Source organism: Cyanobium sp. Morenito 9A2, assembly GCF_024345575.1.
Taxonomy (GTDB): Bacteria; Cyanobacteriota; Cyanobacteriia; order PCC-6307; family Cyanobiaceae; genus ATX-6F1.
In genome coordinates, this window is record NZ_JAGQBJ010000007.1 from 145,825 (window position 1) to 159,045 (window position 13,221).

At 61.0% G+C, this 13,221-nt stretch carries 18 protein-coding genes; 10 read left to right on the plus strand and 8 right to left on the minus strand.

What is annotated here, in order from left to right; translation table 11 throughout:
- The first annotated feature begins 138 nt into the window (after positions 1–138).
- Complete coding sequence (locus KBY88_RS10370; RefSeq protein ID WP_254939852.1) at positions 139–1,614, plus strand: FAD-linked oxidase C-terminal domain-containing protein; 1,476 nt, start codon at positions 139–141, stop codon at positions 1,612–1,614.
- A gap of 55 nt (positions 1,615–1,669) precedes the next feature.
- On the opposite strand, the gene KBY88_RS10375 is transcribed toward KBY88_RS10370, so the two are convergent.
- Together KBY88_RS10375 and KBY88_RS10380 are read right to left on the minus strand one after the other, a co-directional pair.
- Positions 1,670–1,861 (minus strand): hypothetical protein, encoded by a 192-nt coding sequence (locus tag KBY88_RS10375; RefSeq protein ID WP_254939853.1) that lies wholly within the window; start codon positions 1,859–1,861, stop codon positions 1,670–1,672.
- Between the two features lie 49 nt (positions 1,862–1,910).
- A complete protein-coding gene (locus tag KBY88_RS10380) occupies positions 1,911–2,369 on the minus strand; it encodes an ATPase (protein ID WP_254939854.1) in 459 nt (152 codons plus the stop codon).
- 156 nt (positions 2,370–2,525) lie between these two features.
- On the opposite strand from KBY88_RS10380, the gene KBY88_RS10385 reads away from it, so the two are divergent.
- Positions 2,526–2,690, plus strand: coding sequence for a hypothetical protein (locus KBY88_RS10385; protein WP_254939855.1), 165 nt, complete (start codon positions 2,526–2,528; stop codon positions 2,688–2,690).
- A gap of 9 nt (positions 2,691–2,699) precedes the next feature.
- Here the strand turns inward: KBY88_RS10385 and KBY88_RS10390 are convergent, their stop codons facing one another.
- The 3 genes from KBY88_RS10390 to KBY88_RS10400 form a co-directional block, all read right to left on the minus strand.
- Entirely contained in the window at positions 2,700–3,605 is a 906-nt protein-coding gene (locus KBY88_RS10390; protein WP_254939856.1) for an MlaD family protein, read from the minus strand.
- The gene (locus KBY88_RS10395) at positions 3,602–4,216 is read right to left on the minus strand and encodes a hypothetical protein (protein WP_254939857.1); all 615 of its coding nucleotides are present in this window, start codon (positions 4,214–4,216) and stop codon (positions 3,602–3,604) included. Before KBY88_RS10395 ends, KBY88_RS10390 begins: the two co-directional genes overlap by 4 nt.
- A gap of 95 nt (positions 4,217–4,311) precedes the next feature.
- Positions 4,312–4,719, minus strand: a complete 408-nt coding sequence (locus KBY88_RS10400) for a COG3650 family protein (protein WP_254939858.1) — start codon at positions 4,717–4,719, stop codon at positions 4,312–4,314.
- 504 nt (positions 4,720–5,223) lie between these two features.
- Here KBY88_RS10400 and KBY88_RS10405 point away from each other — a divergent pair.
- Complete coding sequence (locus tag KBY88_RS10405) at positions 5,224–5,853, plus strand: hypothetical protein (protein ID WP_254939859.1); 630 nt, start codon at positions 5,224–5,226, stop codon at positions 5,851–5,853.
- Positions 5,854–5,997: 144 nt separating this feature from the next.
- Here KBY88_RS10405 and KBY88_RS10410 read toward each other — a convergent pair whose 3' ends face one another.
- The 3 genes from KBY88_RS10410 to KBY88_RS10420 form a co-directional block, all read right to left on the minus strand.
- Positions 5,998–6,510, minus strand: a complete 513-nt coding sequence (locus tag KBY88_RS10410; RefSeq protein ID WP_254939860.1) for a hypothetical protein — start codon at positions 6,508–6,510, stop codon at positions 5,998–6,000.
- 636 nt (positions 6,511–7,146) lie between these two features.
- On the minus strand, positions 7,147–7,560 hold the full coding sequence (locus KBY88_RS10415; protein WP_254939861.1) for a lysozyme inhibitor LprI family protein: 414 nt from the start codon (positions 7,558–7,560) through the stop codon (positions 7,147–7,149).
- Positions 7,561–7,727: 167 nt separating this feature from the next.
- Positions 7,728–8,549, minus strand: a complete 822-nt coding sequence (locus tag KBY88_RS10420) for a hypothetical protein (RefSeq protein WP_254939862.1) — start codon at positions 8,547–8,549, stop codon at positions 7,728–7,730.
- 1,359 nt (positions 8,550–9,908) lie between these two features.
- Here KBY88_RS10420 and KBY88_RS10425 point away from each other — a divergent pair.
- From KBY88_RS10425 to KBY88_RS16275, 7 genes are all read left to right on the plus strand, one after another.
- Positions 9,909–10,460, plus strand: a complete 552-nt coding sequence (locus KBY88_RS10425) for a hypothetical protein (protein WP_254939863.1) — start codon at positions 9,909–9,911, stop codon at positions 10,458–10,460.
- Positions 10,461–10,652: 192 nt separating this feature from the next.
- The gene (locus KBY88_RS10430; RefSeq protein WP_254939864.1) at positions 10,653–11,534 is read left to right on the plus strand and encodes a CPBP family intramembrane glutamic endopeptidase; all 882 of its coding nucleotides are present in this window, start codon (positions 10,653–10,655) and stop codon (positions 11,532–11,534) included.
- Positions 11,535–11,681: 147 nt separating this feature from the next.
- Entirely contained in the window at positions 11,682–11,924 is a 243-nt protein-coding gene (locus KBY88_RS10435; protein WP_254939865.1) for an AbrB/MazE/SpoVT family DNA-binding domain-containing protein, read from the plus strand.
- Complete coding sequence (locus tag KBY88_RS10440) at positions 11,918–12,253, plus strand: type II toxin-antitoxin system PemK/MazF family toxin (RefSeq protein WP_254939866.1); 336 nt, start codon at positions 11,918–11,920, stop codon at positions 12,251–12,253. Before KBY88_RS10435 ends, KBY88_RS10440 begins: the two co-directional genes overlap by 7 nt.
- A 171-nt stretch (positions 12,254–12,424) precedes the next feature.
- A complete protein-coding gene (locus KBY88_RS10445) occupies positions 12,425–12,679 on the plus strand; it encodes a type II toxin-antitoxin system HicA family toxin (RefSeq protein WP_193913882.1) in 255 nt (84 codons plus the stop codon).
- Complete coding sequence (locus tag KBY88_RS10450; protein WP_254939867.1) at positions 12,676–13,008, plus strand: type II toxin-antitoxin system HicB family antitoxin; 333 nt, start codon at positions 12,676–12,678, stop codon at positions 13,006–13,008. Before KBY88_RS10445 ends, KBY88_RS10450 begins: the two co-directional genes overlap by 4 nt.
- A 111-nt stretch (positions 13,009–13,119) precedes the next feature.
- Positions 13,120–13,221 (plus strand): cold shock domain-containing protein (locus tag KBY88_RS16275; RefSeq protein WP_396102960.1); only part of this gene is annotated, 102 nt, incomplete at its 3' end.

Consider the following 13,221-nt stretch of genomic DNA (forward strand, 5'->3'; position numbering starts at 1 on the left):
GAGCAGTCGCAGGGGCCGTAGTCAAGGCGTGTTCCGCAGACGATTGGGGGGGCAGGGCCACCGGGTGGTGACAGGCCGAAAGCCATCTTGGCCTAAAACAGTACCCACCGGATTTCTCCGTTACCCCGTGCCGCGCCCGTGACCCCGGATTGGTCCCGCCTTGAACGGCGGCTGAGGAAGGTTCTGCCGGAGCGGGCCGTGGTGGCCAAGCCCCAGGAGCTGCTCACCTACGACAGCGATGGACTCAGCCTGCACCGCCAGGCGCCGCCGCTGGTGGTGCTGCCCGAGAGCGCCGAACAGGTGGCGGCCGTGTTGCGCGCCTGTCATGAGCTGGCGGTGCCGTTCGTGGCCCGGGGCAGCGGCACCGGCCTCTCGGGCGGGGCCGTGGACGAGCAGGGGGCGGTGGTGGTGGTCACCAGCCGCATGCGCAAGGTGCTGCAGGTGGATCTGGCCAACCAGCGGATCACCGTCGAGCCCGGGGTGATCAACAGCTGGGTCACCCGGGCCGTCGCCGGCGAGGGCTACTACTACGCCCCTGATCCCTCCAGCCAGGTGGTCTGTTCCATCGGCGGCAACGTGGCCGAGAACTCCGGCGGCGTGCACTGCCTCAAGTACGGGGTCACCAGCAACCATGTGCTGGAGCTGGAGGTGGTGCTGCCCGACGGCACGGTCACCCGCCTGGGCGGGCCGCTGGCGGAGATGCCCGGCCTCGACCTGCGCGGGGTGTTCATCGGCAGCGAGGGCACCCTGGGCATTGCCACGGCGATCACCCTGCGGCTGCTGCGGGCGCCCCAGTCGGTGGAGGTGCTGCTGGCGGATTTCGCCTCGATGGAGGCCGCTGGCGAGGCGGTGCGGGCGGTCACGGCCGCGGGGGTGCTGCCGGCGGGGATGGAGATCATGGACAACTTCACGCTCAACGCCGTCGATGATCTGTTCGGCACCGATGAATACCCGCGTGATGCGGCGGCGGTGCTGTTGATCGAGCTGGATGGCCAGGCCCAGGAGGTGGCCGCCGCCGCCGCCCTCACCCGCGACCTGTGCCTCCGCTCGGGGGCGCGCTCGATCCGCCAGGCGGTGGATGCGGCCGATCGGGCCCTGCTCTGGAAGGGCCGCAAGTCGGCCTTCGCGGCCGTGGGCCGCATCACCCCCACCTACTACGTGCAGGACGGCGTCGTGCCCCGCAGCGCCCTGCCTTCGGTGCTGGCGGCGATCGATGCGCTCAGTGCCGCCTATGGCCTGCGGGTGGCCAACGTGTTCCACGCCGGCGACGGCAACCTGCATCCGCTGATCCTCTACGACCGCCACGAACTGGGGGTGGAGGCGAAGGTGCAGGAGCTGGGGGGAGAGATCCTGCGGCTGTGCGTGCAGGCCGGTGGCAGCATCACCGGCGAGCACGGCGTGGGCTCCGACAAGCGCTGCTACCTCGACTGGATGTTCGCCCCCGACGATCTGGCCACCATGCAGCTGGTGCGCCGCGCCTTCGACCCCGAGGGCCTGGCCAACCCGGGCAAGATCTTCCCCACCCCGAAGAGCTGCGGCGAGTCGTCCCGCCGGGCCGAGACGATCAGGCTGGAGGTCCCTGCCACGGGGCGGCCGGTGCTGGAGGTTTTTTAAGGGCTGATGGTGGCTTTGGAGAAAGGTTGAGTGCCTTGGGGCCGGCGTTGAACGTTCAGGCCTCCGCTGGATCCTTCGGCTTGAGGTCGTCGCCCCGCAGCACCCTCAGCTCCCCATTGATCCGCACCGCCACCCCTGTCCCCGTCTGGAGGGCCAATTCCCTGGCCCGCTGACCAGCCCGCACGAGGGCTGCCGACACCTTCTGCATGTCGGGGTCATCGAGCTCGCTCTTGAATCCGGCTGTCATCCATGAACTCCTTCTTCCAGGAGCTTGGGTTGCTCGCCCCCATGATCGATCAACTGCCAGCGGTCGACCCTCTGGCGGTCGACCTGCTCTCAATTCTCCAACCGGCGCGGAAGCGGCGGCGAATCACGTCCTCTGGAATCGCATGCCCGCCTTGGCTGATGCGGAGGCGAACACGCTCGATCGCTTCTTCTGCGTTGGCCAGTTGCAGGAAGATCAGCTTGACGCGGTAGCCCGCCTGCCTCCAGTGATCGATTCGGTGGGCGTAGGCAAGACCCGAGAGGGTGGTTTCAAGCGCGAAGCTCTGCTTTGTCGCCACGCAATGCTCGATCTCCTCGAGCATCAACCGGGCGGCCCGGCGTGCCGACCGCTCCGGTGCGAAAGGGGAGAGACCAGCGGCAATCAGATCGGCGTTGATGAAGGTGCTCAGCCCTGCGTCCTTGGGCAGGAACTCGCGAGCAAAGGTGGTCTTTCCGGCCCCATTGGGTCCAGCAACAATCACGATCCGCATCTCCCTCTGATCTGGCCCTGAGTGGGTTCAGGATCACCTCCATGCGAGAGAGGCACAATTCTGCGCAAGCGCTTCGGACGCTGGCACTCGACCTGATGGCAAGCCAAATGGCAACAATTCAGCGGTGTCCATGAAGTGACCCTGACGTGACCCCCTTTGTCGGCCGCATTAGTGGTGCGCCGCGCCTTCGACCCCGAGGGCCGTGCCAACCCGGGCAAGATCTTCCCCACCCCGAAGAGCTGCGGCGAGTCGTCCCGCCGGGCCGAGACGATCAGGCTGGAGGTGCCAGCTACGGGGCGGCCGGTGCTGGAGGTGTTCTGACCGTTGAGCTCATTTTTTCCCACCATCGGCGCTTCCACCTGAACGGGCTCCCGGTGAAGCGGGTTGCGGAGGCTCATCGATCACCCCGAACGACTCCAGCAGTCGATTGATGCGACGCGACAGCACCCGCACCTCGTGCAGGGTGTCCACCAGTGGCGGATGGGCCTCACGCATCAGCGCCAGAGCTTCTTCGGTGGCCTTGCGGGCGGCGGCACCGGTGTTGTCGATCCGTTGGGCGGTGCCTTCGTACACCTGCAGCGTCTGGCGGGTGGTGGCGGCGGTTCGGCCGGTTTCCAGCTCCAGACGGCCGCTGAGACGCCTGAGGTCCTGCATCGTTGTCTGGAAGCTGTTGATCGCCCGGGGCACATCGCGTTCGGCGACCGTGGCCGTGCCCTCCAGGGTGCGGTTGAGCTTGAGCCGGGTGGCGGCGATCTCCTCAAGCAGCTGGGCGAGGTCGGGCCCCTGCTCGAACGGAATCAGCAGACCGCTGCGGGGTGGTTCCTTCCCAGGAGGCCGTACATCCGGGGTGAGGGCGATCTGGCTGGCGCCGATCAGCCCCTCCTGGTAACGCTCGGCACGGCTGGCGGGACCGACCAGGCGGCGGTACGTCTCGGCGATACGCAGATCGACCGCCACCTTCCCGTCCATGCCCAACGTCACCTTCTCCACCCTCCCCACCCGGAAGCCGGAGAGAGTGACGTTCACGCCCGGCCAGATGCCGCTGGCATCGGTGGTGCGAAAACGCACCGTAAAACTGCGGGCCACCCAGCTCTGCTGCTGCCAGGTGGCGTTCAGCATCCAGGCACCCAGCAGCAGGGCGCCCGCTGGTACCGCCCAGCTCAGACCTGTGCCCACCGCCTCAACCGACCAGCGCCGCAGCCAGACGGGCCTTGAATCTGGAGGTGGTTCGTTCATGGCCTTCCGTTGAGGCTGGGCGGAAATACGGCGAGCCAGAACACCTCCAGCAACACCACTGAAAGAGAACAGTTCACGATCGCTGTGCTGATCAGGGTGGCCAATTTCTCCGGATGCTGGAGGCAGCGTTTGCCGATGATGTGGCACAGGCTGGCCGACACCGCCGCCAACAGCAGGGTGCGCAGCACGGCGCTGCTCACCACCCTTGGAGTCAGCGATCCGAGGAACAGGGGCAGTTGCTCGGTGAGATCGGGCCGGGGGGAGGCGAGCACGCTGGCGGTGAACGCAGCCAGGATGAAATAGGGAAGCAGCAGCAGGGCCGCCAGCATTGCCGTGGCCACGCGAGGCCCAAGGATGTGGGCGCCTGGCCTGGCCTGAATCCGGCTGGCCAGTTCCACCCTGGCTGGAACGCAGCAGCCGATCCAGACCAGGTTCACCACCAGCGGTGAGAAGATCTCTACGGTGCCGAAGCTGGTGGTTTCCAGGGCGAAGGTGCTGCCCTGGCGAAGCGGCTCCATCAGCCCGCGCGTGAGCCCGGCGCCGATCACGCCACCCATCACTAGCGCCAGCGGTGCGGCTCTGAGCAGTTCATGCCGAACCCTGTGCAGCATCGGCGTGGGGAAGCGGCTCGGAGCCTAGGTGGGCTCTCAGGCCGTGCTGTTCATGGCTGGAGCTGACCGAGTCGCTGCTTGGGAGCACCCCGAACCTAAGGAGCACAGGGCAAAGGAAGTCCCTGATTCGGCTCGGGCTTCATCGCCAGAAGTGCCGTTCCTTTGATGGGATGACGCAGGGGTTGGGCTGGGGGCGCACTCGGATTGCTGGGATAGCCCCTGCCATCAAACGAGAGAACGGCATAGCCGCCATGGCCGGCATCCTGACGCACGTTCACGATCAAATCCTTCCAGCCGTGATGCTTCTGTTCGGCCACGATCAGGGGTGGTCTGAACAGGGTCATTCGCGTGACCAAGGTGGGTCCCTTCACCCCATTGCGAAAGACATAGAAGTTGCAGCCACCGGTGCCGCAGGTGTAGGGGCCTTGAACGGTGGCCACGATCTCCGGGCTGCCGTCACCATTGAGATCCACGCGATCGTAGGCATAACGAAGGGAGCCCACTTGCGTGCAGGCTCTTTTCTGCTTAAACGCCTCTGCCTGCTTCCACTCACTTGAACCTGGATCGGGTCCGTGACCTTGTCCATCCTCCACCCGCACTGGAAACAGCTCACGGCGTAAGGCCGCTTCCAGGAGGGGATCAGGCGCGATGAGGGGCGGCCGTGAGTTCAAGATCACCGGCTGTGGAGTCTTCTCCGTTGCGCTCCATGCGGGGCGTGGGGCGAGGCCCATGCTTCCCCAGATGGCCAGGGGGGCCAACACGAGCGGCAGGGGGGAGATCCATGAAGGTGTGGGGCTTGCCAAAAGACGATGCTCTACGTTCACAGCAATTTTAGGGAAGTTCTGAGTCACGGAGGCATCGATGCGTCGTTCGCGGCGCATCGATCGATGGCTTCACAATGACCAGCGGGCCGCCATCGCGATAGCCAAGGTCTAGCTCGCGACCGAGCCGCTCCAACTCGATGGTCGCCGAATGAAGGATCAACTTTCGACCTCACAGCAGGGCAAATGTTGCACCTTGACGTAAAAAGCTGGCTAAAATTATCGTGGCCTCAGTTCAATTTCTTTCAACAACCCAAGGGAGTCTTCAAGGTGAAACAGAGAAAGCACGTTGTTGCTGCCACGGCCGCCACCACGATCCTGTTGATGTGGCCGATTGCCTCCCATGCCATTGATCCGGCCTATGCCAAGAAGCTTGATCGGTCTGGCTGCACCCAAGTCACCGAATTAAAAGGCTGCGATATCAACAAGACCAAAGCCGAAAACGCCAAAGCTGGTTTCGCTGTGGCACCACCTGCCACATCTTCGCCTACGGCTTCGACCTACACCGGTCAGTGGGTCGCCAAGAACGCCGGAACCGGAAAGACCGTTGCCACCATCCGCGTTGATGGCAATAACAAGGTGTGGGTGAACGGCAAGCCTGTGGCCGGCAAGCTCAGTGATGGTGCCCTGGTGTTCAAAACGGGCTTGATCACCTTCACGATTCAAGGCGATCCCCGCGTCGTGAAGGAGAGCAGTTGGACTGATTTTGACGCAAAAACCACCGGCCCTATTCGACGGCCTGATCAAGGATTGATTCCAATGATCAGCAGGGGCTTGGCTCCTGCTGTCTCCGTGCTCATTCAAGTAGTCAGCTGATCTTTTGGGCCACCGTCTGAACACGGTTCGGAACGAAAGGAAGTTCCCAATTTGTAGGAGTTTTCAGAACGGCGAAACGAACCCTGGCCGGTTGAACGGACCTGATGTCGTCGCGGCTGAGCTCATCATCAATGGGTCAGAGCTTCAGAGCCCCTGTTCACGGAAATAGCGCCGGATGGCATCCTCCGCGACACTCACCTGGGCCGCGTCACAGGCAGAGGTTTTGCTGAAGTACTTCCCGGACTTGTTGAAATTGACCCGACAGGCGCCGTCAAATTTCACCTGACGGATGCCCAATAGAAGGGTGACAATCTCGGGCGGTTTTGCCATGGAGGCCCCGCTGTCGGGAGCGGAGCTGCCGCTGGGGGCGGCCTTGGAGTACGGGGCCGTATCCCAGAAGACAAAGATCGACTGCTTTTCCAGCCGGTAAACCTGTCCGCGATTGGCCTCCAGCATCTCGCGCTTGGCAGGCTCACCACGCTCATCAAAGAAGGCGTTGGGCGTGCTCTCGTTGGGCTTGAGCTCGATCGTCTGGCCGCCCTTGAGCTGAATGCTCACGAAGCCCTGACGCTGGGAAAAGGTGCACAGCCCCGAGGAGGTGGCTTTGTCGTCTCCTGCGGGAAAAACATCGCAACGGGCATCGACGGTGTCGGCCATCACCGGCGCAGCGAGGGCCACAGAACCAAGACTCATCAGAGAGGCGGCGAGGATATGGAGTCGTTTCATCAACACTCTTTCTATTAATTCATCCTTGCATGGTGCCTCTTATTGGCTTCGGTGTGGTTCTCGGTTGCGGAACTGGCACATCTCCTTGGCTGTCGCTCCATGAGCCCTCTGGGTGAGACGACGTTGTCCGGGCCATGACTGAATCACTACGGAATGAACTCACATCTCAACATCCTGAGGCAAAAAACGGAATCAATTTTTGAAGCCATTATTCTCCTTGGGCGGAGGATCAAAGCTAGCAGGATCGCGGCGATCAACTGATGCAACGGTACGCCGATCATGGTCACGCTTTGCGCTAGCCCAGGCTCGGGCCCTGTGTATGGGATTGGGGCATGGAGAGGCAGAAGGAACGTACCACCCAGCGCAAGAACCAGCGTGAGGATGAAAAGAACTCTGGCGTCCGTGCTGCGCTCACGAACGCTTCCGGCCATCAAGCCAAGCAGCACAAAGGGTGCAACAAGCAAGGCGAGAAAGGGAAGATCGCTGCCTTACAATCCGGGCGAACGAGCACAGACGATGATCAGGCTCGTGAAGGTGGCAAACGCGCAGACGGCTCTGGTGGCCTGGTCACCCATGACAGTCCTTGCCTCCATCCTTGCTCTCTGGCATCAACCGCCGTTGGATCGACAACGACTCCAGTTGCCGCAACCGTTCCTCCTGGCTGGCCTTCACGCAGGTCCGCAGGTTCTCCTGAGCCCTCCAGCATTGGTCCATGGTTTCCACCCAGTGGCGCTGATCCTCCATCAGGGCCTCGCGCTCTGGCGGCTTGAGTGAGGCATCGTCCCGCAGGCGGCGAAAGGCCTGGCGCAGCTGCGCGTCGATGGCCGTCAGTTCGGCATCCCGACAGATCAGTACCGTGGCGGCGCTGCCCGCGAGCTGACAGCGAATCGTCTCCCCATCGAAGGACTCCGGTGGTGGAGGGATCGCCTGGGCGCCGAGAGTGCCAAAGACCCCTGCCAAAAGTACGGGGAAAAATGGCAACGGCCACCTGTTCATGGACCACAAGGCTTGTTGCAGCGTCGTCCGTGCCGGTGGGCGTAACAGAGGCATCACTTCAAGGCGATCCTCGCCTCATGAATGAGATCAGCTGATTCAATATTTACCCACAAACAGCCGGCCCGATCCGTCGCCCGTGATCGAGGGCTGATTCAGAAAAAGAACTTCACCCCGGCTTCGATGCCATTTTGGTTGATGCTGTAGGCATTTTCAGGGGTGGCCCCATTGGTGCCGCCCAGGTGCAGGTAGCGCCAGGAGAGATTCAGCTGGGTGGAGTTCCCAATCGCATAGCCAACGCCCACCTGGGTGTTCCAGGAGTAGTCATCAGCATTGTTCACACCGAATCCGCCGAGGTCGGCGCGGGCGAACAGGCGCAGGCGCGGAGAGAGAAACACCATCGCCTGGGTGCCGACCAGGGGCTGGGCCACGGTGCTGCTGAAGGATTGCTGCCGCTGCAGATTCAACCCCTGGAGCGTCCGTGATCCCGCCTGTCCCGGTCCTCGAAACGTCAAGGTCCGGCCAGGACCCTGGAGCTCCAGCCCCAGGTCGTACTGCATGTTGACGAACCGCACTCCCGCGTAGGGGATGACTGTGAAACTGCCGGCGCGGGCCACGGCCGTTTCGCGGTCTCCGATGCGGTAGCGCAGGGCCAGGTCGTAAATGCCCTGGATGTTTCCGACACTGGCGTTCAGGCTGGCCTGGCCGTCAGGGGTGAGCGTCAGGCTGCGCTGGCCGCGAGGGCCTTCGATGCTGCGCGTCTTGATCTCCCGGAGCGTCCCCTCCTCACCCTTGACCGAGACGTAGCTGATGTCGGTGAGGAGACCGATTCGCCCGTATTCGACGCTGCCCCTGAAGGCGGCCGTGGAGGTGAGGGGCCTGAGCACCTGACCGAGGTCGAGATCAAGATCGGTACTGAAGCCGTTGACGGTGGTGCTCCCGGTGGTGCGCAGCGGCGCAAATCCGTAGAGTTCCACGGTGCCTGCCCAGGGCGAGGCCACAGCGGCAGCAACTTCTTCAGGGGCTACCGCTTCGGGTGATGGAGCACCGTCTGCTCTCGGGATGTCCAGGCCCGGCTGAGCCGAAGCCATAGGCGCCATCGCCAACAGGGCCAGCGCACCGCCAGCGGAGCCGATCAACCGACCCTTGGGGGGCCAACATCCGTTCCTCTTCATCGGGTGCCCCAGGCTGAGGAAGAGAAATTAGACGGAGCCGCGATCGATGGGCGGCGAAAGGAGCCGGACGCTGGGCCGGCGCGCCTGGTTGATCTGCCGCCCATCAGGCTGCTTCTACGGTTTGGAGCGCCGATCGCGTCATGGCGCCATCACCGCAGCGGCGCCGCTGCTCAGCTGCCGAAAGAACAGCCGACGAGGAAGATTAGCCATCACCCCCTGTGCATCGACCGACAGGGGAGCACCGACGCCCCTCCACCGGCCATGTCCAGGCCTAGAGGCCCGGGAGCTCCTTCAGGGCAAGGTGATGCTCAAATCGATGGGAGGCACCCGGAGGGATCAAGGTGTTGTACGGGGTGCCGCAGACGCCCGGACGCCACCGCTCTGGCCCGATCAATCGCTATACAGGCCGAGACGGCCAGCCGTGGTTCCGGAGGCGTTCGAGGTTGCCCAGGCCTACGCCCACTTGATCCAGCGGGAGCTTCTCTTGCAGGCCCACGGGAACCAGCCTCCCGCGGAAGACTCCAGGGCCAGGGTCAGTTCCTGACTAAGGGAATGACCGATGGCCGACTCGGCCGCCGGCGGATGTATCGCAAGAGCCTCTGAAGGTTCGCTGCAGAGCTAAAGGCAAGGCCTGTTGGAAGGCACATAGCGATCAACGCAGAGTCTCGACGGCAGTCAAGAGAGAGAAGCAGGGATGACATCATCTCTACTGGCTAGACGACACCGTCTCCCCCACATCTGGCGTGGACCATCAATGGGTCAGCGGTCAGGGCGGCCGCCATGGGAGTCAGATCACGTCCAGAGGCATGTCAGGAATCCTTGATCCAGAAGAATCGTCCGGGCCATTTCCACACCCATCAAGGACGTCTCAGACCAGCGAGGTGAGTCTGAGGGTGCGGCACGACTCATGGAGTTCTGCAGAACCACATATATCACCGAGATTCCAGACAGGTCATCGGTGAACCACTGCCATGACAGAAATCAGGTGCTGTTGCCTCCCTGAATAGACGCGCTTATGCTGCCGATAAACTAGGTGGATGGATTTTCTGCGGTCCGCCGAAACGGCGTTAGGCACATCGCGAGGCATCTATGGGTTACACGGAGAAACAATGGCGATGGCGGCTGGCAGAGCGCAGTGACCTGAGCTCGCATGTCGTCCACTTGACCCGTGAGGCCGGCTCCCAAAATGCCTTAAACGTCCTGCTCAAAATCTTGAATGATCGTGTTATACAGGGAAGCGACTCCACATCTGGCTTCATCTGTGGTTCTAGAAAAGCCGTATGTTTTCAGGACGCTCCGTTAACTGGGGTATGCCAGAACGTCTTCTATGAACAGAAGTACCGGGAAGCAAATAAAGGCAGCAAAACCCGGTATCTCGCCGTAGGGCTGGCATTCCCGAAGACATACGTCTACGCGAAAGGCGGGCGACCGGTGGTTTATGACAAGACAAATATAGCGAAGCAGTACCTGCCAAAGGATCAGCATTGGCGAATCGTCAACTTTGACCTTGATGACTTAAAGAATATAATCGACTGGACACATGAGCGTGAATGGCGTGTTCCCGAAGAATTCCAGTTCGAGCTAGACCAGGCAACTGTACTTCTCACAAACGAATCCGCATACCACCATTTTGTGAAACTCGATACTGCAAGTGGTGCAGCCTTGATGCCTAAGCTGAACGGGCTCGTGGTGATGAGCAGGCTGCTTTTCTAGCTGCCCACGGTTGTGCGCCTAACATCAAGATCCAGCGGTCGGGTGCATGAATTACAAACATGTTCCAGTGTATATCCGCCGCTGATCTTGAGCGTTAGCCGTTCTCATCCCGTCAACCCTCCGAGATGGAGATGATCAATGGATTCACAGATTCATACTAAAGCTGATGCACAAAGGGATCCAGGAATCTGCATGTTGCTCCGTTTCATTCGCAACCCGTTTGTCAGCCTCCTGGCGCTCAACAACCTCTTGCTCTACGTGCATTGGTCAGGCAACGCTTACATGCTGACGTTCCCATCAGGCCTGGGAATGCCCCTGTTCCTCCCCTCAGGCCTGTTCACGGGCGCTTTCATCACCGCGAACCTCTTACTCGTGTATTGGAGCTACGCGCATTTTCTGGAACGCAGAGCAGTCAGCGAACTTGCCCTGCCCGGTTTAGGTCGCGAACTCGGCATCGGTCTGCTGCTCGGTTTCGGCCTATTCACCATCTGTGTTTTGATCGCCATGGCTCTCGGTCTCTACCGCATCGAGGGTATCGACCGCTGGCAGAACTTATTGGCAGGGGTGACAGGAGGGACGTTCACCACACCCTTTGGCGAGGAGCTGCTGTTCCGCGGCGTGTGGTTTCGCATTCTTGAGGGCGTGTTCGGCGGCTGGGTGGCTCTGGTTGTCTCCTCCCTGTGGTTCGGCTTCGTGCACGCCGGGAACACAGGCGAGACCTTTGCAGGTGTCGCGTCCATCGCCATCGTGTACGGTCCGTTGCTGGCTGTGCCCTTTATGGTTAGCCGCCGCCTATGGATTGGCATTGGCCTACACGGAGCCTGGAACTACACGATGGGCAAAGTTTTCTCAGGTGCCATATCAGGTAATTCAGCCTCACCGGGCCTGTTCAAGACCACTTTTCAAGGACCGGAACTGCTCACCGGTGGCAGCGCTGGCATGGAGGGATCGCTGATCGCCATGTTGGTAAGTCTTGCGTTCACCGCGGTCATGCTGATCCTGGCTGTGCGGCGCGGCATGATCGTGCCACCTTCTTGGAGTCGCAAGATCACTCGTCCGCAGTTAGACGTCTAACATCAAGATACAGCGGGCGGTTCTAATGATTTCTAAATCGCGGCATCCAGCTATTTTCCGCCGCTGATCTTGAGCGTTAGCCAGAGCCGAGGAAGCGCGGAGGCGGCCAACGTGGCTACAATGTGAGCACGTCTGCAGGGTGTGGTCGTGGTTCGAGCGAAGTTGGTCAAAATCGGCAATTCGAGAGGGATCCGTCTCGCCAAGCCGCTGCTTGAGGTTGCTGGGCTTGCTGACGAAGTCGAGATCGAGGCGGCTCCAGGGGTTTTGACCATCAGGCCAGCGGCTCATCCGAGGGCTGGCTGGGCAGATGCGGCAGCATCTTTTGAGTCGGAGGGACTTCTCGATGAAATGACCACCACTCGGTTTGATGATGAAGAGTGGTCATGGTGACTGAAGAATCCGTCTCAAGAGGCGATATCTTCCTTGTTGCGTTGAATCCCACGCGAGGATCTGAAATCAGGAAGACGAGGCCTTGTGTCGTAGTGTCGCCTGACGAACTGAATGCTCATCTTCGTACTTTCATCGTTGCCCCGCTTACAACTGGCGGACATCCATACCCCTTTCGTGTGCGGTGCAGGTTTGAGGGCAAGGAAGGTCACGTGGTGGCTGATCAGCTGAGAGCTGTAGATGGTGATCGACTTGTCAAGCGATTGGGGAGTCTGTCGGAGACCACGCTTAATGAGTTGCTGGGTGTTCTTCAAGCGATGTTCGCTGTTTAGAGTCCTGGCTAACAAAGCCATGATCCTGACCCGCCCCCTTCTACTTCCCGCAGCCCAATAAGAACATTCACCTGTGGCTCCTTGCGGCCAGTTGATGGAGAGCGTTATCCGTATCCAGCAAGCCGTTGACCGGAAGCCGCGTTTGGTACCGGGAGGCAGTACCATGCTGGAATGAAGCGGAAGCACCAGCGCACCCTTGAGCTGATCTTCTCTCGTCCCGTAAGCGGCAGCTTGCCATGGAGGGACATCGAGGCCCTGTTTCAGGAGCTTGGTGGGGATGTCAGTGAGAGGGCGGGCAGCCGAGTCGCGGTCGTTCTGTTTGGCGAAGTCAGGGTCTTCCACAGACCCCACCCATCGCCCGATACAGACAAGGGTGCTGTTGCTTCGATCCGCAAATGGTTTGAAGAACACGGAGTGACACCATGAATCTCATGAATGTGGATGGCTATCACGCCAAAATTGACTACGACGAGGTAACGGATCAGTTTCGCGGGGAAATTCTTGGACTTACTGGAGGAGCGGACTTTTATGGGGCCAGTCCTGAGGAGCTTCGCCGAGAATTCAAAAAGTCATTGGACGTCTTTCTTGAGGTCTGCAAGGAGCAAGGAATCGAGCCCCGCAGACACTATTCAGGTAAGTTCAATCTTCGGATTCCGCCTGAACTACATGAGAAGTTAGCGATGACTGCGGAGGCGCAGGGAAAGAGTCTCAATTCGCTCGCTCAAGAAGCACTCCAGAGAAGTGTCACGGCATAGAGGAACGGATAACAAGCCCCTCGAGTGGACAGGCCTCCATCGATTCTCTGCTTGCGGTGTAAATTCCTTGCCTGCCACTCAGGGGCAGCGTTAGACCGACGCAAAACACCGATGCGACTACGAGGTAACCTAAAATCGTGGAATGATGAGCGAGGCTTCGGGTTCATCGAGCCAGCTCAGGGTGGCAAGGATATCTTTGTTCATATCAAGGCT